The organism is Bradyrhizobium sp. in8p8 (genome assembly GCF_000426845.1).
Lineage (GTDB): Bacteria > Pseudomonadota > Alphaproteobacteria > Rhizobiales > Xanthobacteraceae > Bradyrhizobium > Bradyrhizobium japonicum_C.
This window is the reverse complement of sequence record NZ_AUGD01000012.1, coordinates 87,915-113,992: the sequence shown is the minus strand read 5'-3', so window position 1 is coordinate 113,992 and position 26,078 is coordinate 87,915. Positions and strand designations below refer to the sequence as shown.

The window sequence follows — 26,078 nt, the reverse complement described above, 5'->3', positions numbered from 1 at the left end:
CGGCTGCTTTCGACCGTTGCCGCAATCCGCACTCGACGTCTCTCGGCTTGGCCAAGTAGGGCGAGGATGTGACCAGGACATCGGCCCCGGCCTCTGCATAATCAGCGGCATTCGCCGCATTGACACCACCCGCGGCGGCCACGATCGGACGAGCACGCGTATAGGCCATGGATGCCATGCGCTTGACCAATGCAGCTATCTCGGTCGGCGAAAACTTCTCGGCCTGAATCACGTCGAAGCCGGCAACCGCCGCGGCAAGTGCGGCGTCAGCGGTCTTCACCTCGATCACCAGCTTCTTCTCCGGCGCCGCCCGGCGCAATCGCTGGACCGCTTGAAACAGCGGCAGTTCGCTGAGGAACGCACGGTGCTCGGGAAACACCAGCACGGTCTCGGACAGGCCGAGCCGGTGCATCACGGCGCCGCCCGCCTTCACGGCCGCCGCTGCAAAGCGCTTGGTCCCCGGCACGTTCTTGCGCGTGCAGGCGACCGCAATCTCGGGTGCAACCGCCCGCGCCGCAGCGACGATGAACGCGAGCCTCGCCGGCCACGCCCGACCAGATCTCGATCAAGGTCTGCGCCACCTTCCAGCTCCGGAGCAGATCCGGGGCCGAACCGCGCGCTTGGAGGATCGGGGCGCCCTGCTCCAGCGCCGCCCCCGATGCGGCGAACGGTGCTCGGCTTCGCACACACGGTCGGCGAGTTCGGGCTCGTTCTGATGATCGGCGGCAACATTCCCGGTCGCACCAAGGTGCTGTCGGTCGCGCTCTTCGATTGTGTCGAGACGTCCCGGTGGCGTGAAGCGAGCATGCTCGCAGGCCTCATGGTGATCTTCGCCTTCGCGGTGATCCTGACCATGGCAATCGCCGACAAGTGGGCCGCAAGGGGTGCGGCATGTTGCTGCCGGTACTCTATATCAGCCACGACATGGCCGAGATCGAGCGCTTCGCCGATCATCTGATGTTGATGGAGAGTGGCCGCGTCGTCGACTCCGGCCCGCTGCACAGCCTCCATCCGATACCGCTGGTCGGGAGCCGTGATCGGTACGGACATTGCTCGGCTCGACGGAACCGCGTAAATAATCCGACGAGGATGACCATGCCGATCGACTTTCACGACATCGACCCGAACCGCGTCGCCGCGATCCTCTATCGTCCGCAGGACGACGTCGACGCCCTGCTTGCCGAGTTTGCACAGAACCTCGGGCGGTCGGGCGAGCGGATCGGCGGCGTGGTCCAGCGCAACGTCAAGGATGGCGCCGGCTGCCAGGTTGGCATGCAGGCCATCGACCTCATGACCGGCGCGGAGATCTCGATCTGCCAGCCACTCGGCTCGGGCGCCATGGCCTGCAGGCTCGACGCTGCGGGCCTTGCTGAGGCGGCGGTCGCCGTCACCCGCGCGATCGCGGCCGACGTCGATCTCCTCGTGATCAACAAATTCTCCAAGCAGGAGGCAGCCGGCGAAGGCCTGCGCGACGAGCTGGCCTGCGCCATCGCCGCCGGTATCCCCGTGCTCACGGCAGTGCCGGAAAAATGCCTGGACGCCTGGAATGATTTTACCGGCGGGATCGGCACAACTCTCTTGTGCGAGCGAGCAGCGATCGAGGGCTGGTGGCAGGAGCTGTCGTCACGGTTGAAACAGGCCCGCACGGCGCACGCGCCCGCCGATGCGCCTGCGGCGTTACTTGCCGATCATCACGTCGGATGACTTGATCACCGATAGCAGTTTTCACTGGCCGAGACCCCTATGACTCGTTGCTAACCTGAGTCAGCGTATGCCACGAGAGTAAAGCTTCCGGGGCACGGCTGCGGCCAACCGGTGCATTAGCGCAAACCCGGGCCAGACGAAGACCAATCTCAAGCTTCTCCATACTTTCCTACCCGCGGCCCAGCACGAGAGCTTCCAGAAAGCTGCGGAATCGAACCGCTCTCCGTCCGCGATCAGCATGCAGGGTCGCGACACCATTGCCGACGAATAATGCCTGAGCCGACGAAGACCGCGCCGGTTTCAGAACCGACGCACTGGAAGCAGGCACTAGCGAGTTCTTCTTGCGGTCGGCCCTCCTCTTAGCTGTAGAAGATACCCCCATCGACGTTAAGGGCCTGGCCGGTGACGAAGGCAGAATCATCGGACGCAAAGAATGCGACTGGACCGACCACGTCCTCCGGTTGTCCGAGCCGGTGCAAGTCCGTGATCTTCTCGAAATAGGCGACGCGCTCGGGATCGCGGAGATTGTTCATCCCCATCTCAGTCACGATGATGCCCGGGCATACCGCATTGACCGTGATGCCGTGGCCTCCGAACTCCATGGACGAGACCCGTGTAAAGCCGACCACGGCGGACTTCGACGCGGCATAGTGGGACTGTCCCGGGCCGCCTGTTCGGGCAGCGAGCGAAGCGATGTTTACGATGCGCCCGTACTTGCGCTCCTTCATGTGCCCAACCACAGCCTGGGTCATTTGGAACACGCCGCGGGTGTTGACGGCGAACGTCTGATCCCATGTATCGGTCGTCAGTTCGTCGATGGTCGCCAGCCTGAGGATACCCGCATTGTTGACGAGGACGTCGATGTGCCCAAGGCCCCCGACGGCTTCCGCCACGGCCCGCCTGCAATCGCCGATCGCGCTGACGTCGCCCAGCACCGGGATGCAGCGGCCGCCAATCTCCTTGATCTCGGCGACGGTCTCCAGAAGGACCTTCTCCTGCGCTGCGATGTCGGTCAGCGCGAGATCGTAGCCGCGTTTGGCAAGGCCGATGGCAATGGCGCGGCCAATTCCGCGGCTTGCTCCCGTCACGATCGCATGTCGGGCCATGTTACGTTCTCCCCTGTTGTTCGGACGAATTGTTCTTGCGGTGTAGAAAGATCAGGCGCGAGCAGACTTGCGGACCGGGAAGGTGTTCATGGCTTTCACGGTCTCCTCGAATGATACGAGGTTGGCGCCGGAGCCCAGACCCGTTGCGACGATCGCGGCGGTGGCGGTCGCAAGCCTGGCGCAGTCGAGCAGGTCCCAGTCGCGGACCAGACCCGCAATGAACCCGCCCGTGTAGGAATCGCCGCATCCCGACGTATCGCGGACCGCAACTTCGAAAGCCGGCACGGAGAATTGACGTCCGTCCCGCGTCATCACGAACGATCCGTCGGCCCCAAGAGAGATGGCACAGGCCCCCGCTCCCTTCTCGATGAAGAAGCGCGCACACGCGGCCGGATCGTCGGTTCCAACCATGGCATTGGTCTCATCGATGCTCGGCATGAAGAAGTCGACATAAGGCAGCAGCGGCTCGACCAGCGCCAGCGTTTCACGCCGCGCCTGGATGAGATCGAGCGTCGTCATGCAACCGGCCGCCTTGGCGTCGCGCAGCAATGCGACGGAAGGCGCTCCGTCCATCGCGAGCAGGGAGCCGACTCCGCCGAGATGCAGGACCTTGCTGCGGCAAGCCGCCTTCTGCGTTTCGGGTGCGATCCGCCAGCGCGCCGAGGCGCCCCTTGCATGCATGACCGGACGCGAGCCATCGGGCCGGATCGGCAGGATCGTGGCCGAGGTCGGGCTGTCGGCCATCCGCTCCATGAGAGAGATGTCGATCCCTTCGCGCTCAAGCGCGTTCAGCATCCAATCCGCCTTCTCGTCGGAGCCGACTGCGCCGACCGCGAGCGCCTTGAGACCAAGACGTGCGCAAGGAACGACCGTTCCGCCGGCGGTGCCTGCGACTGCGAGCCGAATTTCTTCGATCAGCAAGCGGCCGCCACCGGGCGGAATCTCCGTCACCGGGACGCCTAGAATGTCCAGAATGTAAGTACCGCAGACGCTGACATCGTGAGTGTGAGCCATGATTTCTCGCAGGACAGTGGTTTGGTCGTGATCTAGCTCGACGGATGGCGGGTCTCGGGCTTGCCGTCGTTATCGCGCAAGCCGTACTGCCCCCATCGCTTCAGGATGCTGTCGATTTCCTCGTCCGGCAGCAGCGGAGGAGAGCCGAGTTGAAGACAGCCGTGATACTGCTTGGCCAGCACTTCGACTTCCACCGCGAGCCAGAAGGCCTTGCGCAGGTTGGGACCGATGGCGATCAGGCCGTGATGAGCGAGGAGGCAAGCGCGGCGATAGCGAAGCGCGTTCAGGGCCGCCTGCGACAGCTCGGCCGTGCCGTATTGAGCATAGGGCGCGCAAGGGATGTCGTTTCCGCCGGCAGCGGCAATCATGTAGTGAATCGCGGGGATCGAGCGGTTCATGATCGCGATGATCGTGCAGAAGATCGGATGGGCGTGAACGACGGCGCCGACCTCCTGCTTCGATCTCAGGATGTCGAGGTGAAAGCGCCATTCCGTCGAGGGAACGTTGCCGGCCGACGCTGTCCACGAGCCGTCCCAGTTCATGGCCACGATATCTTCAGGCTTCATGCGGTCGTAGGGAAGGCCGGACGGCGTCAGCAGGATGCCGTCATCGGTTCGGACGCTGATGTTTCCGGACGTTCCCTGGTTGATGCCCTGCGCCGCCATCTCGCGGCACGCGTCGATGATGGATTGACGAAGTTCGAACTCTGCTTCGCGCCCGCTCATATGTTGGTCCCGTCCCCGTTCATGCACTTGCTCCGAGCTGGACCTGCCGGTCGACCAACAACCACGTCGCTCGGGCGGTCGCCAGCACCTCCTGCTCCGCATTAAGCAAGGCACTCTCGGCAAAGAGCTTGCGGCCGGCCCGCCCGGTCGGCCACGCCACCACCACGCAGCGATCTCCGGGACGCGGCCGACGATCGATCCGCGCTGCCATTCGTCCGAGCAGGGCCGTCTCGTCACCATTCAGTCCCAGGTGCCGGGCACCCACGCTGCAATAGCCGGTCGGGCAGTCAAGAGCAGCCCAGAGGAATTCGGGCGCGACATGGCCGTCCTCGCCGGACAGACTGCCATGAGGCACCCAGGAGGCAGCGAACACGACCGGCTTGCCCGGGACTGCCCCTGCCTCGAGCGGACCTGCGAAGATCCGGAGACCGTCGCCATGGCTGCGTGCGGGGCCACAGACGAAGCATCCTGGAAGGTTGTGGCTCTGTTCGTTGTAGGGCGTTCTGCCGACCGCGTTTTCAGCGGCTTCGTAGCTCACCCTGGGAACGTCCGGCACATCGACGCGTGCTGCATGCGCCGTCGCGAGCGGCTTGCCGCTCTCGCGCAACTCGATCCCGCCGTCGGTCCCTGTCAGCACATCGAGCGGCCGCTCAAGCGGCGGCGGGGCGCGCAACGTCACTTCAGCGTCTCCGGCGACGTGCCTTGCGAGAGATCCGCATACATAGCCTCCGTTGCCGGAGTTGGGCGGCCCCCGGAAGCGTCTGTCGATGACCAGCGATACCATTGCAGTTCGTCCGCGTCGCTCATCGCCCCATCGAGAAGAACTCATCGTTCGGACGCATGCTGGTGACATTGGCGAGGCGGTTCGACATGCCGAAGAATGCAGCGATGGCCGCAATATCCCAGACGTCCTCCTCGGTGAATCCGTGTGCCTTGAGATCTTGGATGTCGGAGTCGTCTACCTCATAGGCCCGCGCCGAGACCTTCATCGCGAAATCGAGCATCGCCCTTTGCCGCGCGGTGATGTCGGCCTTGCGGTAATTGGCGGCGATCTGGTCCGCAATCTGCGGATTCTTTGCGCGCACGCGCAGGATGGCGCCGTGTGCCACGACGCAATACTGGCATTGATTGGCGCTGCTGGTCGCGACGACGATCATCTCGCGCTCGGCCTTGGTGATCGGCCCGGGCTTGTCCATCAGAGCGTCGTGATAGGCGAAGAACGCCCGGAACTCGTCAGGACGATGCGCGAGTGTCAGGAAGACGTTGGGGACGAAGCCGGACTTTTCCTGAACCGCCTCGATTCGCGAGCGGATATCCGTAGGAAGCGTCGCGATGTCGGGGACGGGAAAGCGGCTGATGGCGGGCGCAGACATGTTGCAAGCTCCTGTTAGACTGCCGCGAGCGCGACGAGCGATTCCTGATAGGCCCCGAACGCGTCGCGCTGATCGGCGGCGTACGGCTCGACTCGCACGAGGCTGGTATGGGCCGAGCAGCCCTGGCCGAATTGGGACGTGCCGATATCGAGCGTGAGCACGTTCGGATTGCCGGCGATTTCCAGGCCGCTATTGCCTGTCGGCGTGAACCAGGCACCGGTCGGAAGCACCAGTACGCCCTGACGGACCTTGTCGGTGATTTCAGCCGTCGCGAGGCATTCCCCGCGACCATTCCAGATGCGGATCGTCTGGCCGTCATCGATGCCGAGAGCTGCCGCGTCGTCAGGATGAAGGCGAGCCTGTTCACGGCCATTGCGCTTCATGGCCCGGCTCGACGCGCCGGTTTCGAGCTGACTGTGAAGACGACCGGCCGGCTGGTGCGAGATGAGGTGCATTTGGCCTGCGTCGGCGGCATTGCCGAGCCATTCAGCCGGCTCGATCCACGCGGGATGCGGGCGACAGTCGGCATAGTCCAGCCTGGCCAGAGTTTCGCTGCCGAGCACGATCTTTCCGCTCTCGGTCTTGAGCGCATGCGCCTCCGGATCCTTGCGGAAGTCAGCCAGGAACGTATGCTCCGTCTTGACCGGGCAGCGGGCATAGCCGGCTTCCCAGAACGCATCGAAATCCGGCATCGCAAAGCCGAAGCGCTGCGATGCGTCACTGCGGCAGGCTTCGTAGAGATGCCGGACCCAGCCCATCTCGTCTCGGCCTTCGTTGAATCGATCGGCCATCCCGAGCTTGGCCGCAATCTCATTGAAGATCTCAAAGTCGGATCGAGCCTCGCCCAGCGGCTCGATCGCCTTCTTCATCGCCAGAATGAAATCCGAGCGTCTGTTGCCGGCGATGTCATTCCGCTCGATCGACGTGGTTGCGGGCAGGACGATGTCGGCCCGCTGGGCCGTCGCCGTGAACATCGGATCCTGCACGATGATCGTTTCCGGTCTGGTCCAGGCCTCCGATAAGCGATTGAGATCCTGGTGATGATGGTAGGGGTTACCGCCAGCCCAGTAGACCAGTCGCGTGTCAGGATAGGAGCGTGTCTCTCCTTCGTAACTGAACGACGCGCCGGGATTGAGCAGCATATCGCTGATCCGAGCCACGGGAATGAAGCTGTCGATCGGTCGCGCCAACTGCGAAATAGCCGGAGACTTGCCGACGTTGATCGGGGCCCCGACGCCGCCCAGCGATCCGTAGCCGTAGCCGACGCCGCCGCCCGGCAATCCGATCTGGCCGACAACCGATGCAAGTCCGAGCGCCGCCCAGAACGGCTGTTCGCCATGATGGGCGCGCTGCAGGCTCCAGCTCACCGTCAGCATGCTCCGCGTGTCGACCAGGCGGCTTGCGAGCTCGGCAATCTGGCCTGCATCGAGCCCGCAGATGCCGGCGGCCCACGCGGCGTCCTTTCGACCGCCATCGGCCTGGCCTTCGAGATAGCGAAGAAAACGATCCGCGCCGCTGGTGCAGCGCGCGAGGAAATCCGTGTCGTGCCGGCCCGCCTTCACGATCTCGCCGGCAAGGCCCAGCATCAGCGCGGCGTCCGTGTTCGGCCGGATTGGCCACCATTCGGCATCGACCCAGTCCGGCAGATCGTCCCTCAGCGGCGAGACGTGGATGATCTTGACGCCGCGCTCGACGATCTTCCTGAGATAAGTCTCGAGGCGGTGGCTGCCGATTCCTCCGGCCTCGTTTTGCGCGGTTCGCGGCGACAGAGCGCCGAACACCACCAGCGTCTCGGTATGCTGCGCGATCGTGTCGAGCGTATTGGCGCGGCCGCCGCATGCGTCGTCGCTGCCCAGCGTGTGGCGCAGGATCACGGGACCCGCGGCGATGGAATAGGTGTCGACATGCCTGGTGAAGCCGCCAACCAGGTTGAGCATGCGCTTCAGAAGCGACGAGGCATGGTGCAGGCGACCCGAGTTGGTCCAGCCATAGGAGCCCGCGAAGATCGACGCATTGCCGAACGTGCCCGCCACACGGCGTACTTCGTCGGCGACCAGCGTCGTCGCCTCGTCCCAGCTGACAGCGACGAACTTGTCCCGGCCACGACCGCGGCGATCACTCTTTTCGCGCTTGTCCAACCAACCGGAACGAACCATCGGCCGCAGCACGCGCCGGTCGGGATTAGCCCATTCGGCAACGGAATGGATGATCGGGGAAGGCGCCGGATCGTGCTCGAACGGCTCGACGCCCACGATGCGATTATCCTCGACGAGGATCGTGTAAGCACCCCAATGGCTGCAATGCGGGACCCGCTTGATCCTGCTCATGCGTCGACCGCCACCAGATCGCGCCGGATTTGCGCGGCGAATTCGGGATAGGTCTCGGCGAGTTCGTCGAACACGCGGCCGCGGAGCAACTCCAGCGTCGACCCGTCCGGCAGCGGGGTCTGCCGCGGCTCGGCGTCATGTTTAAACTGAAAGCCGGTCGCCTGCTTGATCTCGGCAAGATCATGCCCGGGGTGAACGCTCTCGAGTTCGAATCCCGGCCGTGTCTTGTCGAACCGAAAGAGACCCTTGCCCGTCAGGAGAGCAACGGGACCGCCGCTCCGAAAGACTCCCTCTGCGCTGACGCCGGGGGCACTGATGAAGTCCACATGTTCGACGAAGACGCGCGGCGTATGCTCCTCGCGGAAGAGGATGACCCGCGGCACGACAAAGTAGAGATAGGCCGACCCGAACGAGCCGGGCCAGCGCACGCTGGAGCGCGGATAATCACCGGCGCCGACGAGGTTCACATTGCCGAAGCCGTCGATCTGGCCACCACCGAGGAAGAACGCGTCGATCCGTCCTTGACCTGCACAATCGAACAGCTCGGCCGAACCGTTGGTAAAGAAATTATGCTCGACAGAACCGAGAATGGAGATGCGTGGACCGACGGCGCCGCCCGCTTCCTTCAGTGCGCGCAGAAGCATCGCACCCGCGGCAGGAATCGGAGAGGAGGCGCCTACAGCGACATGCCTGACCCCATCGAGCAGCCGCGCGATCGTGCAAATCAGCACTTCGCGAGGGAGAACGTCCGCCATCACGCCGGCTCCATCTGCGCCTGCGCCATATAGGCGGAGAAGCCTTCAGCCGTTCGCGCGGCCTTCGCATAGCGTGCGATCTCGGCGCTGTCGGCCGGATACTCGCCCCAAAGACCGTACGGCCACGCGCCCTTCGGTGCGCGCGCGACTGCCGTGACGTAGAGTGCCGGCAACACACCGGCAGCGCTCATCTCGTCGGCGAGCAGGTTTTCTTCGACGATGCGCTCTACCGTGACGAGAACGGTTCGCGAAGCATAGGCCATGGCGGCGAGCTCGCGGCGCCGCCCGATCCAGACATTGCCGAAACGATCAGCCATGGGAACGTGGAAGATCGTGACATCGGGCTTGATCGCGGGAATCAGCACGATCGGATCGCCGCCGTCCGCCAGGGGATTGTCGACCACGCGCCAATCGTCACGATGGCGGAGCAGATCCGTTCCAATCAGCCCTCGGAGCGGCATGAAGGGACTGCCCTTCTGCGCCGCCACCAGGCCCGCATGGATGGCGGGGCACGTCGCGTCCTTCAGTCGAACCGCGCCATCCTTGACCGCAGCATTGAACCGGGGCGCTCCACCCGCTTCACCCAGCGAGACGGCGCTGGTCTCCACCGTCCGGACGAGACCCGCACCGATAAGCTGGTCGACCTGCAATCCGCCGGTTGGCACGCAGACGAGATCGAGATCACCCGCACCATGCTCGATCATTGGCCGCGTCATGGCCATGGAGACGCCGGCGTAGTCGACCGGCAGCGCCACGCGCATGCCCGGCTCGATGTGCTTCGCCATTGCGCGAGGCTCGCTCAACACCATCATCCTCCCCGTCTTGTTCTATATTGTAGAACGCAATTCCAAATTAATCTAGGCGGATTTCGACGATGCTGTCAATCTGACTTCGCCGCCGGAGCCTTGATTTGCAGGACTTTCCCGTGCGCAGCCGACCGCAGCAGCGCATGATTGCGCCGCGATCGGGCGGCTCGACTTGACAAGACGATGCGCTACGCCAAGAATAATTGGAATAGCGTTCTACAATATAGAACATGTCGGGAGGAAAGAATGGGTGAGCCTGCGGCTCAGCGCGCGATGCGCTCCGGCGATGCGAACGTTCGGACATTGCCGACCGGCCGCCTCCGGGACCGCGACGCGATCGGATCGAGCATTTCCGTCCGCGAGGCGGTGAAAACCTACGGCAGCTTCCATGCCGTCGACCGGATCAGCATCGATATCGAGCCGGGCGAGTTCATCACGCTCCTTGGACCATCCGGCAGCGGCAAGACGACGCTGCTCAACCTCGTGGCCGGATTCCAGAGCCTCGACAGCGGCGAGATTCTCGTCGACGGCAAGCCGGTCCACAACGTACCCACGCACAAGCGCGGCTTCGGCATGGTTTTCCAGAGCTACGCGCTGTTTCCGAACATGACGGTCAGCCAGAACGTCGCGTTTCCGCTTCGCATGGCTGGTGTCGACCGGGCAACTGCAGAGCGCCGTGTCGCCGAAACGCTGGAGATCATGCGGCTGACGGAGCATGCGGCGAAATCTCCCTCCCAGATGTCGGGCGGACAGCAGCAGCGCGTCGCGATCGCCCGGGCCATCGTCAGGAGGCCCAAGGTCGTGCTGATGGACGAACCCCTCAGCGCCCTGGACCGGCGGTTGCGCGAGCAGATCCAGATCGAGATCCGCGACCTTCACCAGACCATCGGCAGTACGATCCTGTTCGTGACTCACGACCAGGGCGAAGCCCTGACGATGAGCGACCGCATCGCGGTGCTCAACGCCGGCAAGATCGTTCAAATCGGCCGACCGCTGGACATCTACCGGCATCCGACCGATCGCTTCGTCGCCTCGTTCGTCGGCGAGAGCAATCTGATCGAGGCAGAAATTCTGCAGAAGCGCGGATCGACACTGACGATGAAGAACCGTGCAGGATACGTGTTCAGCGCCGAAAGCCGGGATACGATCGACGTCGGGCGCGCAACTGTGCTCGTGCGTCCGGAACGCATCGCCGTGTCGAACGAGCCGGCTGCGAATTCCACGCCCGTCAGCGTCACGTCTGCGATCTTCCTCGGCGAGATCCTGCGGATCGAGGCGCAAATGGATGGGGGAGATCCGCTCCTGATCCGGTGCACCGACATGGCCGACCGGCCCCTGCCGGCCGTTGGGGATCGTCTGCATGTGAGCTGGGGCGCCGCGGACTGTTGGGTGCTCGCATGACCTCGGCATCGCTCGCCGCCCTGACGGGGCGCCCTGGGAATCTCGATCTCGTCAGGAGGTTGAAGGATCCGGCGCTGCTGCTCCTGCCCGCGCTCGCGTTTCTGGCTTTCATCTATCTCCTGCCGCTGATCGATCTCATCCGTATCAGCGTGAGCGGGCCGTCGTGGTCGTCCTACTTCGAGCGGGTGTTCGCGATCCCGCTCTATTGGGATTCGCTCGTCCGCACGATGCAGATCTCGGTCACCGTCGCAGGGCTGTGCCTGCTGTTCGGATATCCGACTGCGCTGCTCATTCACCGCAGTCGCGGCATTGCCCAGGTCCTGATCGCGACTGCGATCGTGCTGCCCTATTTCATCGCCATCCTGATCCGGACCTACGCCTGGATGGTCCTGCTCGGCCGCAACGGGCCGGTCAACAAGCTGCTGGTTTCAATCGGCATATTGAGCGAGCCCGTGCAGCTGCTCTTCAATCGCGGCACCGTGCTTCTCGGCATGACCGCCGTGCTGCTGCCGCTGATGGTGCTGACGATCTATTCCAGCGTGGCGCGCCTTGATCAAAGCCTGACCCGCGCGGCGCTGGCCAGCGGCGCCGGGCCCATTGCGGCGTTCTGGCGCGTGTTGCTGCCGCTGACCTTACCCGGCATGGGCGCCGGCTTCCTGCTGGTCTTCGTCGCGGCGATCGGCTTCTTCATAACCCCTACGCTGCTCGGGGGACCCGGTGACCAGATGTTCGCCATGCATATCACCCAGCAGGCAGACTCGGTCACATCGGAAGGATTCCTGCAGGCATTGGGCGTGGTGCTGCTGACGATCACGCTGGCGGTCGTCGCGGTGGCGGGACGCTTCCTCGGTTTCGAGTTCATATGGGGTGGCCGCAAGCTGACCGAGGCAACACCAAGAACCACTGACCGCCCCGCAGCCGATGTCGGCCGCCGCAGCCTCAGCGCCACAGCTGCCGACTTTGTCGGCTGGCCGCTTCTGAGGCTTTTCGGGCGGCTGCCGGCGAGCTTCGGAACTTGGACCGTTCGTCTCGTGGGCGGATTGGTCATTGCCATTCTCATCCTGCCGATCATCGTGGTGATGATCATTTCCTTCAGCAGCGCAAGCTATCTGACGTTCCCGCCGCCGGGCTTCTCATTCCGCTGGTACGAGCAGTTCTTCTCCGACTCGAACTGGATGCGGGCATTCTGGACATCCTTGGTCGTCGCGGCGATGTCAGCCGGCATCGCGATCGTGCTGGGCGCCTCGGCCGCCCTCGGCATCGTCAGAAGCAGCATTCGCGGCAAATCCGCCATCATGCTGCTTCTCGTAAGTCCGATCATCGTCCCTCCCGTCGTGCTCGGCCTGTCGCTGTACAGCCTGTTCCTGCGTTTCGATCTGGTCGGCTCCGTCTTCGGCCTTGCCGCGGCGCATGCGATCGGCGGCCTTCCCCTTGTCGTGGTGATCCTGTCCGCATCGCTTCAAGGCGTCGATACCAGGCTCGAACAGGCCGCCGCCGTCCATGGCGCATCGTCCCTGACGGTATTCCGCCTGGTGACGCTGCCTGCCATCATGCCGGGCTTGGCTGCAGCGACATTCTTCGCCTTCCTGCACTCGTTCGACGAACTGGTGCTGACGCTGTTCCTGTCGAGCGCGGAGCTGAAGACGCTCCCACTCATGCTGTGGGGCGACATCAACTATCGGCTCAATCCGGTGCTGGCCGTGGTCTCGACGCTGGAGGTGCTGCTGGTGGTCGCGGGGCTCGTCCTTGCGCGACCCGTTCTCGCCACGTCGCGGAAGGCGACGTGACACAGATCAACTTCAACTGGAGGAAAGAGAAAATGCTGGGAATGAAACGCTGGCGATTGTCGGCTTCCGTATTGGCTTCGGCCCTGTTCATCGCGATGGGGACGGGCCTGGCTCAAGCGCAGAGCAACGTCGTGATCATGCAGGATCCGGGCGGCGGATATGGCGATGCATTGCGTAAGGTCATGTACGATCCGTTCGAGAAGGAGACCGGCATCAAGGTGGTCACCGTCCAGGAGGCCCGCAGCGGCCCGCGCATCAAGGCTCAGGCCGAAGCCGGCAAGGCGCAATGGGACCTGACGTTCATCTTCGACCAGGAGACGAAGTTGCTCGGCGACTGCTGCCTGGCCGATATCGACTATTCCAAGCTGTCCGACGCGGCGAAACAGACGCTGGCGGCGATGCCGGACAATCTGAAGCGCAAGAAGGGCGTGGCACTGCAGGTGATCGGCGTCGGCCTCGTCTACAACAAGGACAAGTACAAGGGGGCAAACGTACCGACCACGTGGGCCGACTTCTGGGACGTGAAGAAATTTCCCGGACGGCGCTGCATGCCCGCCTGGCCGCGTTTCGTATTCGAAGCGGCGCTGATGGCCGACGGCGTGGAGAAGAGCAAGCTCTACCCGATCGACATGGAGCGGGCGCTGAAGAAGGTCAAGGAAATCAAGCCACACATCGCCAAATGGTGGACCACATCCGCACAGCCGCCGCAGCTCCTGCTCGACGGCGAGGCCGACATGTGCATGGCCTACACCGGCTCGATGAGCAAGCTCGCCCTGGAGGGCGCCCCGATCGAGCTGACCTTCAACCAGGGCTTCGTCTACTACGATTTCTTCTCGATCCCCAAGGGAGCGCCGAACTACGATAACGCGCTGAAACTGCTTTCCTGGCGGCTCGATCCCAAGCGCGCAGCGCAGCTCACCTCGACCTTCCCGGTCGCGCTTCCCTCCCAGGTCGTGTTCGAGGCAGCGACGGACAAGAAGCTCGCCCGCTACTGGGCCAACAATCCGGACAACGTCTCGAAGGCAATCGAATGGAGCCCGGACTATTGGGGCGCACCCTCGCCGGCCGGAAACTCCACCAATGAAGAGTACGGCCAGGAGAAACTGAACGCCTTGCTGGCGCAATAGGCAGGCTGATCGGCCCCGATCCAGGAGGATCGGGGCCGATCCCACACGCGGGCTGTTGCGGATCGCGCGACCATGCTAGACGCGGTGAAAGATCATTCTATTTTGGCTTGTGGATGGATAAGGCTTTCACCAAGGGGCTGCGTCTCCTGGAAGCACTTGCTCTGAGCGAGCAGCCCCGCGGGGTGACGGACCTCGCGAGCGAGCTGAAGCTCACCAAGAGCAACGTGCATCGGCTCCTGATGACTTTGCAGTCCCAGGGCTATGTGCGCCAGATTCCCCCGCACAGCACCTACGAGCTCACGACCAAGATCTGGGCGCTCGGCAGCCATGTCATCCACCGGATGGATCTCATCAACATCGCGCGGCCGGCAATGACGAAGCTTGCCGAGATCACCGGCGAAACCATCCACCTGTCCGTGCTCGAAGATACCGACGTCGTCTACGTCGACAAGATCGAGAGCGCTCACCATATCCGCGCCCATACGAGCGTTGGCATGCGCGCACCTGCGTTCACCATGGCGACAGGGAAGGCGATGCTCGCCCATATGCCAGATGACTATCTGGAACGCTTCCGGCCGCATCTCAAGCGGTATACGGAAACGACGCGAACGACGATCGAGGAGCTGCGCGAGGACATCGAGCTGGCGCGCACGCAGGGTTACTCCTCCGTCCTCCATGGCGAGTGGCGCGAGGGCATCGCAGCCTGCGCTTGCGCCATCCTCGGCCGCTCCGGCGAACTCGTCGGGGCGATCGGCGTATCCGGCCCCGACACCCGCATCAAGCGCAAGCAGATCAAGGAGTACTCGGTCCACGTAATGGAGGCAGCCCGGGCCATCGGCGCAGCCCTCGGCTATTCCAACAGGCCGGCGGCGCACCCTGCCCCGAGAAGCGATTCGATGCCGTCACATCAACCACGACGCACCCCTTGATCTTGCCGGCCGCGGTGTCCGTAGCAGGCAGTGGCGCGATGCGCTGCCGAATCCAATCAAGATTCCAAGTTCGTGCTTCTCATTGAGACGTTCCTCCCGAGATCCTTCTATTGGTGGACCAACTACGTGGCGGATTCGATGGGGGCTTTCTGTACGGGAACGCCTCAGAAGGACCTGGTCGTTGCTGAAGAGGGCATCATAGATGTCATGAGAGCTTTTCTGTCGAGCAATTGTCAATCGCTCAAATGACTACGACAATCTTCCCGACCGATTGTCGGCAGGCAAGACGCCGGATCGCCTCACCGCCCTCCCGCAGCGAGAACTCGGCCGTAATTCCTGGCGATAACAGGCCTTGTTCATACCAGTCCTGGAGCTGACGCCGGTTGGCAACGATCCGCGGATCTTCCGACAGGGTGAATGTTCGCCAATTGATACCCAGCACGTCGCAGTTCTTCAGGAGCGGAAGGTTGAGCGGCAACGACGGAATGCCGGCGGCGAAGCCAAGAACGAGATAACGTCCGCCTTCTGCGACACTTCGGATAGCGGCCTCCGCGAGCCAGCCTCCAACGGGATCGATGATCACATCGGCACCATTCGGACCGACTGCAGCCTTCAAACGTAAGGCAACCTCGCTGCGTTGCTTTGGCATCTCCACCGGATAGGATACCCCCTCAGCAGCCCCGTGCTGACAGGCGAAGGCAAGCTTCTCTTCCGACGACGCTGCGGCGACCACGCGGGCTCCGAGATTGCGAGCAACCTGAACCGCAGCGATGCCGACACCTCCGCCGGCGCCGAGCACAAGCACCGTCTCGCCTGCTTGAAGCCGGGCGCGGGTATGAAGCGCATAGTAGGCCGTCTCGAATGTGAATTGCATGACCGCGCCGTCGGCCAAGGACATGCCGTCCGGAATCGGAATGCAGCGGTCGACGGCAACGGCGACCAACTCTGCCATGCCCCCTGTCCCGGTACGGGCGGCAACGCGATCCCCGACGCTGAACGCCGTCACGCCCGGTCCCACCGCTGACACGAGGCCAGCGACTTCGCCGCCCGGTGCGAAGGGGCGAGGTGTCTTGACCTGGTAGCGGTCCTGAATGGTGAGTACATCCGGGTAGTTCACGCCGCACGCCCTCACCGCCACGAGGACTTGGCCGGCTCCGGGGACCGGATCTGGTACATCGAGCAGCCGCAGGCCCTCGGGTCCGCCCGGTTCGCAGCTCATCAACGCCCGCATCTGGTCTCTCTCGGCTGAATCCTGCGGCGGAGAATGAAGCGGAGCTGGCTCGCCGCAATGACGAAAACGATCAGACGCATTGACCATCGACGCCAGGGGAATGCTGGCGTGACGGCGATCCGGCCGTTAACATGATGCGTCATGTCGGGAACCTCACAGGCCAGGAGCCGATCAGCTCAAACGCCGCCGCGTTCGGCAATCGACACCGGCTATGTCGGCCTGGTGCTGAGCGGTGCGCGGGAGGCCGGGCTCGACATCAATCGGCTCCTGAGACGCGCGGGAATCGCGAACGGTCAGCTTGACAGGCCGGGCACCCGTCTGCCGCAGGAGCAGTTCGCGCGCATGATCGCAACCTTGACGCGCCAAACGCGTGACGAACTCTGGCTGCTGTGCAGCAGGCCCATCAAGCCCGGCACGTTTCGCATGATGTGCCGCCTGCTCATCCGCTGCACCAACCTGCGCGAGGCCATCAGGATAGGTTGCCAGTTCTATCATCTCGTCGTGGACGACTTCGCCGTTCGACTCGCCGAAGGCGAGCACGACGCCTCGGTCTACGTGACCGACAGGATCGAGCAGCCGAACCGCCGGCGAATGGTCAATGGCGCCATCCTGTTGTTCACCTACGGCCTCATGTGCTGGCTTGTGGGCCGTCGTCTGCCCCTGATCACCGTGCATTACGTCTTCTCGGAGGAGCCCTTCAGCTCCGAGCTCGAGCCTTTCTACCGGGCTCCCATGCTGTTCGATCAGCCGCGCACCGAAATTCGCTTCGACGCCGAGCTGCTCGATCTGCCGATCATGCCCGACGAGGAACGGCTGCGGCGGTTTCTAGCCTCCATGCCGAACGCGCTGCTCGTGCGCTACAGGGACGACAGCAGCGTTGCCGAACGCGTTCGCGCCATTCTGCGCCGCAACCTCAAACGTCCCATGTCGCTCGAGGACGTCGCGGAGACGCTGGCCGTCTCGCCACAGACCCTGCGCCGTCGCCTGATCGAGGAGGAGCAGTGCGGCTTCCAGGAGCTCAAGGATCGCGTCAGGCGCGACATTGCGACACATATGCTCAAGAAATCCCGCCTGCCGCTCGAGGAGATTGCGCTGTCGCTGGGGTTCTCGGAGCTCAGCACGTTTCACCGTGCATTCCGGCGGTGGACAGGGCTGACACCGGGCGAATTCCGCGAGCGTCACGCCGCCGCGGTGGACGCGCGGTAGGATTCCGCCAATCCGATTGGCATGCTTGGTCATTTCAACGGCCGCGCCATTGACCTGATACTACCCGCCAATCGGCCACCGACGTGGCCGTCAGCGGGGAAGAAATGCCGATCTTGCGTCAATGGGCCGAGCGTCATCCTGAGAAAATCGCAGCGCGCGTCGCCTTCTCGAAGGACATTCTCACCTATGGCGAACTCGACCGGCGAGCGAACGGTGTGACCCAGATCCTCGTCTGGATGGGCCTTACCGTCGGCGATGGCGTCGCCATCATGCTCGACAACGACCTCACCTATTTCGAGCTGCTCTGGGGCGCTCGGCGGCACGGCGTCTATTACACGCCCGTCAGCACCCATCTGCAGTCCGATGAGGCCGCCTACATCGTCCGGGACAGCGGCGCGAAGATATTCTTTGTCGCAGCGCGCTTCGCCGACACCGTGCGCGCGCTCAAGGCCAACAATACTAACCGGTGCGCCATCTTCGTGATCGGCGGCTCCGATGACGGCAGCTTCGATTATGCCGCCGAGCTCTCGCGTTTCGACCGCATGATCGAAATCGGAGACGGTCCCGTGGGCAAGGACTTCTTCTACTCCTCCGGCACGACCGGGAAGCCGAAAGGCATCAAGCAGCCGCTGTTCTCCAGCGTTCGGCAGGCCCAGGCCTCCGGCGACTGGGTCCGCAGCAATTTCAACTTTGCGCAGGACACCGTGTATCTTTCGCCCGCACCCCTGTATCACGGCGCGCCGCTGCGCTTCACCATGCGCACGCTGGAAAGCGGCGGGACCGCCGTCATCATGACGAAGTTCGCGGCCGAGCCGGCGCTTGCCGCCATCGCGCGCTACCGCGTCACCCACAGCCAATGGGTCCCCACGATGTTCTTTCGTTTGCTGGCGCTGCCCGCCGAGATACGCGCCCGCTACGATCTGTCATCGCATCGCTGCGCCATCCATGCGGCCGCACCCTGCCCGCCAGTTCTGAAGGAGCAGATGATCGAATGGTGGGGGCCGATCGTGTGGGAATACTATGCGGGCTCAGAGCGCAATGGCGCCACCTGTATCTCGACTGCAGAATGGCTCGCTCATCGCGGCTCGGTCGGTCGCGCCTGCGTCGGCACCATCCACATTCTCGACGAGGCGCAGAACGAGCTCGGACCTGGCCAGATCGGTGACGTCTATTTTGACGGCCCGCAGTTCGTCTATCACAACGATCCCGAGAAGACCGCGCGATCCCGCAACGCGCTGGGTTGGTCGACCATCGGCGATGTCGGCTATGTCGACGAAGAAGGCTATCTCTATCTTACCGACCGTCGATCGCACATGATCATTTCCGGCGGTGTCAATATCTACCCCGCCGAGATCGAGCACCGCCTGGCCTTGCACCCGCAGGTCGCCGACGTAGCGGTATTCGGGATACCGAACCCGGAATATGGCGAAGAGGTCAAGGCAGTCGTCCAGCTCAAGAATCCGTCGCAGGCCTCGCCCGCGCTCGCACAGGATCTGATTGCGTTCTGCCGGGCGGAGCTCTCGCACGTGAAATGTCCGCGCTCGATCGACTTCGAGCCCGAACTGCCGCGGCAGGAGAATGGGAAGCTATTCAAGCATGTGCTGAAGCAGCGCTACCTGCAGCCCGCCTGATACCCCTCGACCAACCAGACAAGGAATGGAGCATGAATAAGCTCATCGCCGCGACCTGCGCAATGGCATGCGCCGTCCTCTCCCCGATCGCATGTGCCGAGAGCGGCAAACAAGGACCAGGCGTCACCGAGAGCGAGGTCAAGATCGGTCAAACCATGCCCTATAGCGGCCCGGCCTCCAGCTTTGCGGCCATCGGCCGCGCCATGACAGCCTATTTCCGCAAGGTGAATGACGAAGGCGGCGTCAATGGCCGCAAGATCAACCTGATTTCGCTCGACGATAGCTACAGTCCCCCGAAGGCCGTCGAACAGACGCGCCGGCTGGTGGAGAGCGATGAAGTCCTGGCGATCGTCGGGACCTTCGGCTCGCCGACCAACTTCGCCATCCAGAAATATCTCAACGCCAAGAAAGTCCCGGGCCTGTTTCTCGGCACCGGCGCCAATCGCGTCTCCGAGCCCGCAAACTATCCGTGGTCGATGGGCTGGCAGCCCAACAATCACGCCAAGGGCGTGATCTATGCCAAATATGTTCTGAAGGAGCGCCCCAACGCGAAGATCGCCGTGTTGTACCAGAATGATGATTTCGGGCGAGACTATGCCAAGGGGTTTCGCGACGGGCTCGGTGACAAGGCTGCCTCGATGATCGTCAAGGAGCTTAGCTATGAGATCTCCGAGCCGACCGTCGACTCTCAAGTCCTGACTTTGAAGGCTGCCGGAGCGGACGTATTCCTCGACATCTCGACGCCGAAATTCACCGCCCAGGCCATCAAGAAGATGGCCGAAACGAAATGGGAGGCACTGCACCTGCTCAGCGACGCTGCCGGTTCGATCTCGAGCACGCTGGTGCCGGCGGGGCTCGAGAACTCGAAGGGAGTGATCACGGTCGCCTTCCGCAAGGATCCGAACGATCCCGCCTGGGCTGATGATGCCGGCATGAAGGACTATCTGGCCTTCATGAAGCAGTACATGCCCGACGCCAATCCGTCCGAGACCTATCACGTGTTTGGTTATGCCACGGCTCAGACGTTAGTCCACGTATTGAAGAACTGCGGCGACGATCTCACCCGCGAGAACCTGATGAAGCAGGCGGCGAGCATCAAGGACCTCGAGCTTCCGATGATGCTCCCCGGCATCAAGCTCAATACCAGCGCGACCCGTTACACGCCGATGAGCCAGGAACAGCTCATGCAATTCGATGGAACACGATGGAAGCCCATCGGCGAAGTGATCGACGCGGAGAAATAGCGGCGAAGCAGAGCGACGCCCGGTCGAGCCGGGCGTGCATCTTCTAGCCGGATATCAGCGCTAATCCGTTGCGCGCAGAACTTCTCGCGCGATCGTCATCTTCATCACCTCGGTCGTGCCCTCCGCTACCTGGGCGATCCGGCTCTGGAAGTAGAGCTGACCGAAGCGGTTCTCCCTGAGCACCCCGAGCCCACCATGGATCTGGATGGCCCGGTCGATCACCCTGCAGGCGGCCAGCGGCGCAAAGCACTTGACCATGGCCGCCTCCTTGCGCGCATCCATGCCGCGATCGAGCATCCAGGCTGTCTTGTAGACCATCAGGCGCGACTGCTCGAGATCCATCTCGGATTCGGCGAGCATCCATTGAATGGCCTGCCGCTCGGCAAGCGGCTTGCCGAAGGTCTCGCGCTCGCGCGCCCGTTTCGCCGCCTCGCCCTGCGCCCAGCGAGCCGTACCGGTCAGTCGCGCGCCGATCACCGTGCGGTTGCGATTGAGCTGGTCCATCATGTAGCGGAATCCCATGCCTTCCTGACCGAGCATGTTCCTCGCCGGCACCACGCAATCCTTGTACTGGTAGTCGCAGCTTCTCCCCAGATACGTGCCTGGCGCCATGGTCTCGTATTCACGCAGCACGGAGACGCCGGGGTTGGGATAGTCGACGAGGAAGAGGCTGATCCCCTCGTACCCCTTCCCGGGGTCGGTTACCGCGTAGCACAGGAGATATTTCGGCGTGATGCCCGGATGGTTCGGCGGCGGCGCCCAACGCTTGATGCCGTTGATGACATAGCTGTCGCCTACGCGAACGGCCGTCGTCTGGATACCGGCCGCGTCCGAACCTGCTCCCGGCTCCGAGATGTTGATGTGATAGAACTTGTCTTCCTTGAGGATCGGGTAGAGGTAGGCCTCTCGCTGCCATTCAGGGGCGACGTACAGTGCGGGATGTGGATCGAGGAATCCCGACCAGGTCGCAAGCAGGCCGTGCATGACGGGCGATCTGACGATTTCCTCATAAACCAGGCACTTCGCGATGGTCCCGAGCCCTTGGCCGCCGGCCTCCTTCGGGACTGCGATGCCCCTGAACCCGTACTCGCGAAACTTGCGCACCACGTCCATGAAGATGTCGTGGGGAACGGCGTAGTCGTCCGTTCCCCATCGATCCTCCAGTGGCCGGCACACCTCGTCCACGAACGCGGCGGCGCGCGCCTTGATATCTTGCTGCTCCCTAGAAAGTTCAAAATCCACTGCGATCTCCAACCTTTGTTCAGTGAAGCGAGCCTAAGACCCCTGTCTCGCGGCCGTTATGGCGCCGTAGCCCAATCTGGTTGGCCGATTGGATCATCGGGCCGGCTGCCCGTTCCGGCGGCGTCGGATGCCGGCGTCGGCTACCAAGGAGGACTTGCAGGGATGCAGTCCGCGGGTAAACCGGTTGAAGCAATTCCGGTTCGGCCAGACGATCTGGAGAGGTTCGCGCAGCGGACCCCGATCCCGAAGAGCGCTCACGGGCGGTGTTTTCTCGCCGCCGTCCGGCACTGGCTGAATATCCCGATGTTCTCGCGCGAGCCGGTCAGGCCAGGTGCAATGCGGATAGCCGCGTTCCAGGGAGACCCTTTCAGGATCCCCGGCGTATCGCGCTCCGGATCGACGGCGACATAAAGCGGCGGCAGCCGCGACGCTAGCGGTCCGAGCCGACCGTCGGGAGACCGAACCTGATTGCAGCCATCCGAGCCATTCGAAGGTGGTAAAGCGCGCCCAAAGCGCCGACGCGCGTTGCTATAACCACAGTTCCCCTACTTGGACCACCGGCGCAAAGAAATCGGCGGCCTGCAATGATCGTCGACCACGGTCGCTTCTGACCCGTCCGATTCCATACACCCAAGTCCCAGAGCGGAAGTAGCGGTCTCGAAGCCTGAGCAGACTCGTCATTCGGTCACCTGAGCCTGATGTCGAGCCAGCCCAGATCGTTTACCTCGATTTGATCGCCCTCGCCGATGACGACTGTCGTCGTTTCCGCTTCCACAATTGCTGGACCTTCGATTCTGTTGCCCGGACGAAGCTGATCGGCGGCGAAAACATCGACTTCTCGCCATTGGCCGAAGAACGCCTTTCGACGTTCTCTTGGTTTGCAAGGCGCTTCGGTCTCCTGCCCACGCGCGACTTGTCCGACGCTCGGGACAGCGCCTAGGGCAGAAACCCGCGCATTGACGAACACCACTTCCTGATCCGGGGACGAGTAAGTGTATAGCTCTTCGTGGCGACGATGGAACTGATCCTCTAACCGATCGACGATGTCGTCCGACGCCCAATCAAGATTGTTTAGCGGGACATCAATCTGGAAGATCTGCTCGCCGTAGCGCATCTCGGCGGAACGTTCGATTGCCACATCGCCGCCAAACCACGACTTCAGGCGACCCGTCGCCTCTCTTTCCAGGTTGGCGAAGATGGCCCTGACCTCCTGGGCCGTAATCCGTTGGCCGGCGCTGTAATGCGTATGGCTCACCTCGTACCGCAGATCGCTGGTCAACATGCCCCAGGCGGACAGGACTGACGCCGCCGTCGGCACGATGATGCGCTTGATTTCAAGTTCCCGCGCAACTTCGGCCGCGTGCAGGCCGGCAGCGCCACCAAAGCTAAGCAGCGCGAAGCGTCGCGGGTCGACACCGCGACGCAGGGTCATCAGACGGATACCGTCCGCCATGCGCAGATTGACCATTCGATAGATTCCAGCCGCTGCATCGTCCCGCGACAGCTCCAGCGCTTTCGCAATACGATCGACTGCCGCTTCTGCGGCTGCACGATCGAGCGGCCGCTTTCCGCCCATGAACGCAGACGCGTCCAGATATCCGAGAATGACATTGGCATCGGTAACCGTCGGTTCAACACCACCGTTGCCGTAGCAAGCCGGCCCTGGCACCGACCCAGCGCTCTCTGGCCCGACGCGGAGCGTACCACCCGCATCTAGAGTAGCAATCGACCCTCCACCGGCGGCGATGCTCGCGATATCGAGACTCCTTAGCGCGATACGTTGACCGGCGAGCCCTCCCTCAGCGGACAGCGACGCGCGACCATCAGTAATCAGCGAGATGTCCGTGCTGGTTCCTCCCATGTCGAAAGGGACAAGGTTGGGAATTCCGAGCAGTTCCGCACAGCGCCGGGATCCCGAGATACCACCCGCGGGGCCGGAAAGTACGGTGCCTGCAGCGAGCCGCGCGGCTTCCTCAAGCGGGGCCATCCCGCCATGCGAAAGGATAATAAAAAGGCTGCTGGTCAGGCCCGCGTCCCTCAGCCGGGCTTCTAGATTGGTCAGATAGCGCCGCACCAGCGGAGCAACGTAAGCGTTCACGATCGTTGTTGAAACGCGTTCATACTCCTTGATCTGCGGCAACACATCGCTCGACCGAGAGACGTTGAGCTCTGGAAGCTCGCGTTTCAGTCGTTCGACGGTCGCAATCTCGTGCGCTGGATTGCGGTAGGCGTGCAGGAAGCACACGGCCACGGAGCTTGCTCCGGCGGCGCGGATCGCCGAGATCGCATTACCGAGGGAGTCTTGATCGAGTGGGATCAGCACCTCGCCGTTCGGCCTGACGCGCTCACGCACACCGAAGCGTAGTTGGCGCGGAACCAGGGGGGCCGGGGGTGGGATGCGGAGGTTGTAGCGATCTTCCTTCAGACCCTCGCGCATTTCGATGACGTCTCGATGGCCTTCCGTCGTGAGTAGCGCGACCTTTGCCCCCTTCCGCTCGAGCAATGCGTTCGTCGCCACTGTAGTCCCGTGCACCAGGCGGTCCGTCCTGGCGAGCATCTCCGCTCGTGGCATCTTCAGCCGGCTTGCGAGTTCCTCAAGTCCATTCATGACGCCTACAGACTGGTCCGCCGGCGTTGTCGGCGATTTTGCGAACACGGTGTTGCCGTCGCGATCGACCGCGACGAGGTCAGTGTACGTACCGCCAACATCGATTCCGATGGTAAACATCTTCAGGCTATCCATTAAATCGTCGTGAGCTTTGTCGTCAGGCCCTGCATCAAGTCGCCTTCGCGCGCTTCAGCAGACCGTTGACCAGGGGGGCCCCATCCTCCGCCGCCTGAGGAGCGCACCTCGAAGCAGTCGCCGGGAAGGACTTCGATGCCGACCTCCTTCGTGCGCAGCACTCGCGGCGCGCGGCCCTGCGACACGAGAGTGTACTGATGGGGAAGCCCATCACTGCCGCCGAGCATCCCGCATGCGCCATGCTTCGTGCCCTCGCCTGCGGTGTTCGCTCGCGCAGGCTTCGCCGTTTCCACGACGAGATCCAACGACACGCCCAGGCCGCCGCGAAACTTGCCGTCTCCGCCGGAGTCCGGACGAAATTCGTGATGCCGGAAATAGAGCGGAAAGCGGGCTTCATCGACCTCGATGCTGCCGAATTTGATACCCCCGACCGTATGCCATTCACCAATCGATGACCAACCATCGCCCGCCGACGACGCCCCTCCTCCGGGCCTGGCCTGGAACAAATGCCAGATAAAGTTGCGCCCTGTCCGCGGATTCTCACCCTGGATGGCGATGCGGAATCTGCGGCTCCACCCGGCCATCGCACGATCCGGACACGACTGGGAAAGTGCCTTGACGATAGCCTCCACGATTTCATTCGAAGGATGGCTGGTGCACATCGTGACCGGCCGGCCGGGATCTGCCCATACGATCGTGCCCTGTTTGGCAACGACCTTCAGCGGCCGAAGTGCGCCGGCGTTCTTGGGAATATCCGCATCGATGAGATAGGCAAAAGCCATGACGACCGCAGCCTGCATATTGGCGTGCGACGAATTGACAAAGCTCGTCGACTGAGGGTCCGACTCCGAAAGATCAATCTCGATGTCAGATCCCTTCTTGGTCACCTTCGCGGCGATTCTGATATCGCTTCGACCATGACCATCATCGTCGAGATACGCTTCTCCATAGAACGTACCGTCCTGCCATGTCGCTAGGACTGCCCGCGTCTGTTGTTCGGCAGCATCGAGAATTGCTTCGACGGCGGCCTCGACGACCTGTCCACCAAACTCGTCGAGCAGCCGCCTGACACGGCGTTCGCCGAGGTGCGCCGCACCAATCATCGCAGCAAGATCACCGCGGAAATCTCGAGAATTCCGCACGTTGAGTGCCAGCATGTCGAGCAGGTCGTCACGAAGTCTGCCCGCTTCATAAAGCCGGATCGGCGGTACCCGCAATCCTTCCTGCCAAATGTCGGTCGCGCCCGGATTGTAGCCGCCGTGGGTCGCCCCGCCGATATCGCTCTGGTGTGCACGCACGATGGTCCAGTACAGCCTCCGTTCCCCATCGAAGATTGGCACGAACGCGGTCAGATCGGGCAAGTGACTGCCACCATGGTAGGGATCGTTGAGCAGCAGAACGTCGCCTGGCTTGATGTCCTTGAAGCGCTCCTCGATCGCAAGCGTCGCCCAGGACAGCGCGCCGACATGAACCGGAATATGGTCCGCCTGCGCAATCAAACGCCCATTCACGTCGCAGATCCCCAGCGAGAAGTCACGGCTGGAGTTCAGGATCTGCGAGTAAGATGTACGCAGCATCGCTTCGCCCATTTCGTTCACGATCGAACTTAGACGATGCTGGACAACGGAGCGGGTGATGGGGTCGATCTTTGAGGTCATCGCAAGCCTGCTGGTAGAAATTAAAATCTCAATCCGATGTCAAGCGGGCGCCAGTCGGAACAGTTCGCG

At 63.0% G+C, this 26,078-nt stretch carries 20 protein-coding genes and 3 pseudogenes; 9 read left to right on the top strand and 14 right to left on the bottom strand.

Annotated features, from left to right (window positions below; all coding sequences use genetic code 11):
* Positions 1 to 31: 31 nt before the first annotated feature.
* Positions 32 to 665 (bottom strand): annotated as a pseudogene (modD, locus tag K408_RS38860) (ModD protein); the annotation flags it as partial.
* 2 nt (positions 666 to 667) lie between these two features.
* Between modD and K408_RS42325 the strand changes: the two are divergent.
* Both K408_RS42325 and K408_RS0127485 read left to right on the top strand, forming a co-directional pair.
* A pseudogene (locus K408_RS42325) lies at positions 668 to 892 on the top strand (molybdate ABC transporter permease subunit); the annotation flags it as partial.
* The gene (locus tag K408_RS0127485) at positions 892 to 1,704 is read left to right on the top strand and encodes a DUF2478 domain-containing protein (RefSeq protein WP_155248697.1); all 813 of its coding nucleotides are present in this window, start codon (positions 892 to 894) and stop codon (positions 1,702 to 1,704) included. The pseudogene K408_RS42325 and the gene K408_RS0127485, both read left to right, overlap by 1 nt.
* A gap of 359 nt (positions 1,705 to 2,063) precedes the next feature.
* Here the strand turns inward: K408_RS0127485 and K408_RS0127480 are convergent, their stop codons facing one another.
* From K408_RS0127480 to K408_RS0127445, 8 genes are all read right to left on the bottom strand, one after another.
* A complete protein-coding gene (locus K408_RS0127480; RefSeq protein WP_024342075.1) occupies positions 2,064 to 2,810 on the bottom strand; it encodes an SDR family NAD(P)-dependent oxidoreductase in 747 nt (248 codons plus the stop codon).
* 51 nt (positions 2,811 to 2,861) lie between these two features.
* The gene (locus K408_RS0127475) at positions 2,862 to 3,824 is read right to left on the bottom strand and encodes a carbohydrate kinase family protein (protein ID WP_024342076.1); all 963 of its coding nucleotides are present in this window, start codon (positions 3,822 to 3,824) and stop codon (positions 2,862 to 2,864) included.
* A 32-nt stretch (positions 3,825 to 3,856) separates the two neighbouring features.
* Positions 3,857 to 4,549, bottom strand: a complete 693-nt coding sequence (locus K408_RS0127470) for an L-fuculose-phosphate aldolase (protein ID WP_024342077.1) — start codon at positions 4,547 to 4,549, stop codon at positions 3,857 to 3,859.
* Between the two features lie 19 nt (positions 4,550 to 4,568).
* Positions 4,569 to 5,228: a hotdog family protein gene (locus K408_RS0127465; RefSeq protein WP_349509771.1), complete on the bottom strand. Its 660-nt coding sequence runs from the start codon at positions 5,226 to 5,228 to the stop codon at positions 4,569 to 4,571.
* 124 nt (positions 5,229 to 5,352) lie between these two features.
* Entirely contained in the window at positions 5,353 to 5,922 is a 570-nt protein-coding gene (locus tag K408_RS0127460; RefSeq protein ID WP_024342079.1) for a peroxidase-related enzyme, read from the bottom strand.
* A gap of 14 nt (positions 5,923 to 5,936) precedes the next feature.
* Complete coding sequence (locus tag K408_RS0127455) at positions 5,937 to 8,249, bottom strand: molybdopterin guanine dinucleotide-containing S/N-oxide reductase (RefSeq protein ID WP_024342080.1); 2,313 nt, start codon at positions 8,247 to 8,249, stop codon at positions 5,937 to 5,939.
* On the bottom strand, positions 8,246 to 9,004 hold the full coding sequence (locus K408_RS0127450) for a CoA transferase (RefSeq protein WP_024342081.1): 759 nt from the start codon (positions 9,002 to 9,004) through the stop codon (positions 8,246 to 8,248). Before K408_RS0127450 ends, K408_RS0127455 begins: the two co-directional genes overlap by 4 nt.
* Complete coding sequence (locus tag K408_RS0127445; protein ID WP_245265933.1) at positions 9,004 to 9,789, bottom strand: CoA transferase subunit A; 786 nt, start codon at positions 9,787 to 9,789, stop codon at positions 9,004 to 9,006. The genes K408_RS0127450 and K408_RS0127445 overlap by 1 nt, the downstream gene beginning before the upstream one ends.
* A gap of 267 nt (positions 9,790 to 10,056) precedes the next feature.
* Here K408_RS0127445 and K408_RS0127440 point away from each other — a divergent pair, with 267 nt between their 5' ends.
* The 4 genes from K408_RS0127440 (at position 10,057) to K408_RS0127425 (ending at position 15,054) form a co-directional block, all read left to right on the top strand.
* Complete coding sequence (locus K408_RS0127440) at positions 10,057 to 11,211, top strand: ABC transporter ATP-binding protein (RefSeq protein WP_024342083.1); 1,155 nt, start codon at positions 10,057 to 10,059, stop codon at positions 11,209 to 11,211.
* On the top strand, positions 11,208 to 12,998 hold the full coding sequence (locus K408_RS0127435; protein ID WP_024342084.1) for an ABC transporter permease subunit: 1,791 nt from the start codon (positions 11,208 to 11,210) through the stop codon (positions 12,996 to 12,998). Before K408_RS0127440 ends, K408_RS0127435 begins: the two co-directional genes overlap by 4 nt.
* 32 nt (positions 12,999 to 13,030) lie before the next feature.
* A complete protein-coding gene (locus K408_RS0127430) occupies positions 13,031 to 14,125 on the top strand; it encodes an extracellular solute-binding protein (protein WP_024342085.1) in 1,095 nt (364 codons plus the stop codon).
* A gap of 113 nt (positions 14,126 to 14,238) precedes the next feature.
* Positions 14,239 to 15,054: an IclR family transcriptional regulator gene (locus K408_RS0127425; RefSeq protein ID WP_024342086.1), complete on the top strand. Its 816-nt coding sequence runs from the start codon at positions 14,239 to 14,241 to the stop codon at positions 15,052 to 15,054.
* Positions 15,055 to 15,295: 241 nt separating this feature from the next.
* On the opposite strand, the gene K408_RS0127420 is transcribed toward K408_RS0127425, so the two are convergent.
* Positions 15,296 to 16,285: an NADPH:quinone oxidoreductase family protein gene (locus tag K408_RS0127420; RefSeq protein ID WP_024342087.1), complete on the bottom strand. Its 990-nt coding sequence runs from the start codon at positions 16,283 to 16,285 to the stop codon at positions 15,296 to 15,298.
* A gap of 141 nt (positions 16,286 to 16,426) precedes the next feature.
* On the opposite strand from K408_RS0127420, the gene K408_RS38850 reads away from it, so the two are divergent.
* The 3 genes from K408_RS38850 (at position 16,427) to K408_RS0127405 (ending at position 20,366) form a co-directional block, all read left to right on the top strand.
* Complete coding sequence (locus K408_RS38850) at positions 16,427 to 17,491, top strand: AraC family transcriptional regulator (protein WP_024342088.1); 1,065 nt, start codon at positions 16,427 to 16,429, stop codon at positions 17,489 to 17,491.
* 104 nt (positions 17,492 to 17,595) lie between these two features.
* The gene (locus K408_RS0127410) at positions 17,596 to 19,122 is read left to right on the top strand and encodes an acyl-CoA synthetase (protein WP_024342089.1); all 1,527 of its coding nucleotides are present in this window, start codon (positions 17,596 to 17,598) and stop codon (positions 19,120 to 19,122) included.
* Between the two features lie 32 nt (positions 19,123 to 19,154).
* Positions 19,155 to 20,366, top strand: coding sequence for an ABC transporter substrate-binding protein (locus K408_RS0127405; protein ID WP_024342090.1), 1,212 nt, complete (start codon positions 19,155 to 19,157; stop codon positions 20,364 to 20,366).
* A gap of 60 nt (positions 20,367 to 20,426) precedes the next feature.
* On the opposite strand, the gene K408_RS0127400 is transcribed toward K408_RS0127405, so the two are convergent.
* From K408_RS0127400 to K408_RS0127390, 4 genes and pseudogenes are all read right to left on the bottom strand, one after another.
* Positions 20,427 to 21,608, bottom strand: coding sequence for an acyl-CoA dehydrogenase family protein (locus K408_RS0127400; protein WP_057199131.1), 1,182 nt, complete (start codon positions 21,606 to 21,608; stop codon positions 20,427 to 20,429).
* A gap of 254 nt (positions 21,609 to 21,862) precedes the next feature.
* A pseudogene (locus K408_RS44350) lies at positions 21,863 to 22,042 on the bottom strand (SCO family protein); the annotation flags it as partial.
* A 251-nt stretch (positions 22,043 to 22,293) separates the two neighbouring features.
* The gene (locus K408_RS0127395; protein ID WP_035698553.1) at positions 22,294 to 24,351 is read right to left on the bottom strand and encodes a hydantoinase/oxoprolinase family protein; all 2,058 of its coding nucleotides are present in this window, start codon (positions 24,349 to 24,351) and stop codon (positions 22,294 to 22,296) included.
* On the bottom strand, positions 24,351 to 26,009 hold the full coding sequence (locus K408_RS0127390) for a hydantoinase B/oxoprolinase family protein (protein WP_024342093.1): 1,659 nt from the start codon (positions 26,007 to 26,009) through the stop codon (positions 24,351 to 24,353). Before K408_RS0127390 ends, K408_RS0127395 begins: the two co-directional genes overlap by 1 nt.
* Positions 26,010 to 26,078 lie beyond the last annotated feature (69 nt).

Coding starts and splice junctions, on each gene's coding strand:
- K408_RS0127485 (WP_155248697.1), top strand. CDS start 892: ATGTTGCTGCCGGTACTCTATATCAGCCACGACATGGCCGAGATCGAG.
- K408_RS0127480 (WP_024342075.1), bottom strand. CDS start 2,810: ATGGCCCGACATGCGATCGTGACGGGAGCAAGCCGCGGAATTGGCCGC.
- K408_RS0127475 (WP_024342076.1), bottom strand. CDS start 3,824: ATGGCTCACACTCACGATGTCAGCGTCTGCGGTACTTACATTCTGGAC.
- K408_RS0127470 (WP_024342077.1), bottom strand. CDS start 4,549: ATGAGCGGGCGCGAAGCAGAGTTCGAACTTCGTCAATCCATCATCGAC.
- K408_RS0127460 (WP_024342079.1), bottom strand. CDS start 5,922: ATGTCTGCGCCCGCCATCAGCCGCTTTCCCGTCCCCGACATCGCGACG.
- K408_RS0127455 (WP_024342080.1), bottom strand. CDS start 8,249: ATGAGCAGGATCAAGCGGGTCCCGCATTGCAGCCATTGGGGTGCTTAC.
- K408_RS0127450 (WP_024342081.1), bottom strand. CDS start 9,004: ATGGCGGACGTTCTCCCTCGCGAAGTGCTGATTTGCACGATCGCGCGG.
- K408_RS0127445 (WP_245265933.1), bottom strand. CDS start 9,789: ATGGCGAAGCACATCGAGCCGGGCATGCGCGTGGCGCTGCCGGTCGAC.
- K408_RS0127440 (WP_024342083.1), top strand. CDS start 10,057: ATGGGTGAGCCTGCGGCTCAGCGCGCGATGCGCTCCGGCGATGCGAAC.
- K408_RS0127435 (WP_024342084.1), top strand. CDS start 11,208: ATGACCTCGGCATCGCTCGCCGCCCTGACGGGGCGCCCTGGGAATCTC.
- K408_RS0127430 (WP_024342085.1), top strand. CDS start 13,031: ATGCTGGGAATGAAACGCTGGCGATTGTCGGCTTCCGTATTGGCTTCG.
- K408_RS0127425 (WP_024342086.1), top strand. CDS start 14,239: ATGGATAAGGCTTTCACCAAGGGGCTGCGTCTCCTGGAAGCACTTGCT.
- K408_RS0127420 (WP_024342087.1), bottom strand. CDS start 16,285: ATGCGGGCGTTGATGAGCTGCGAACCGGGCGGACCCGAGGGCCTGCGG.
- K408_RS38850 (WP_024342088.1), top strand. CDS start 16,427: ATGTCGGGAACCTCACAGGCCAGGAGCCGATCAGCTCAAACGCCGCCG.
- K408_RS0127410 (WP_024342089.1), top strand. CDS start 17,596: ATGCCGATCTTGCGTCAATGGGCCGAGCGTCATCCTGAGAAAATCGCA.
- K408_RS0127405 (WP_024342090.1), top strand. CDS start 19,155: ATGAATAAGCTCATCGCCGCGACCTGCGCAATGGCATGCGCCGTCCTC.
- K408_RS0127395 (WP_035698553.1), bottom strand. CDS start 24,351: ATGGATAGCCTGAAGATGTTTACCATCGGAATCGATGTTGGCGGTACG.
- K408_RS0127390 (WP_024342093.1), bottom strand. CDS start 26,009: ATGACCTCAAAGATCGACCCCATCACCCGCTCCGTTGTCCAGCATCGT.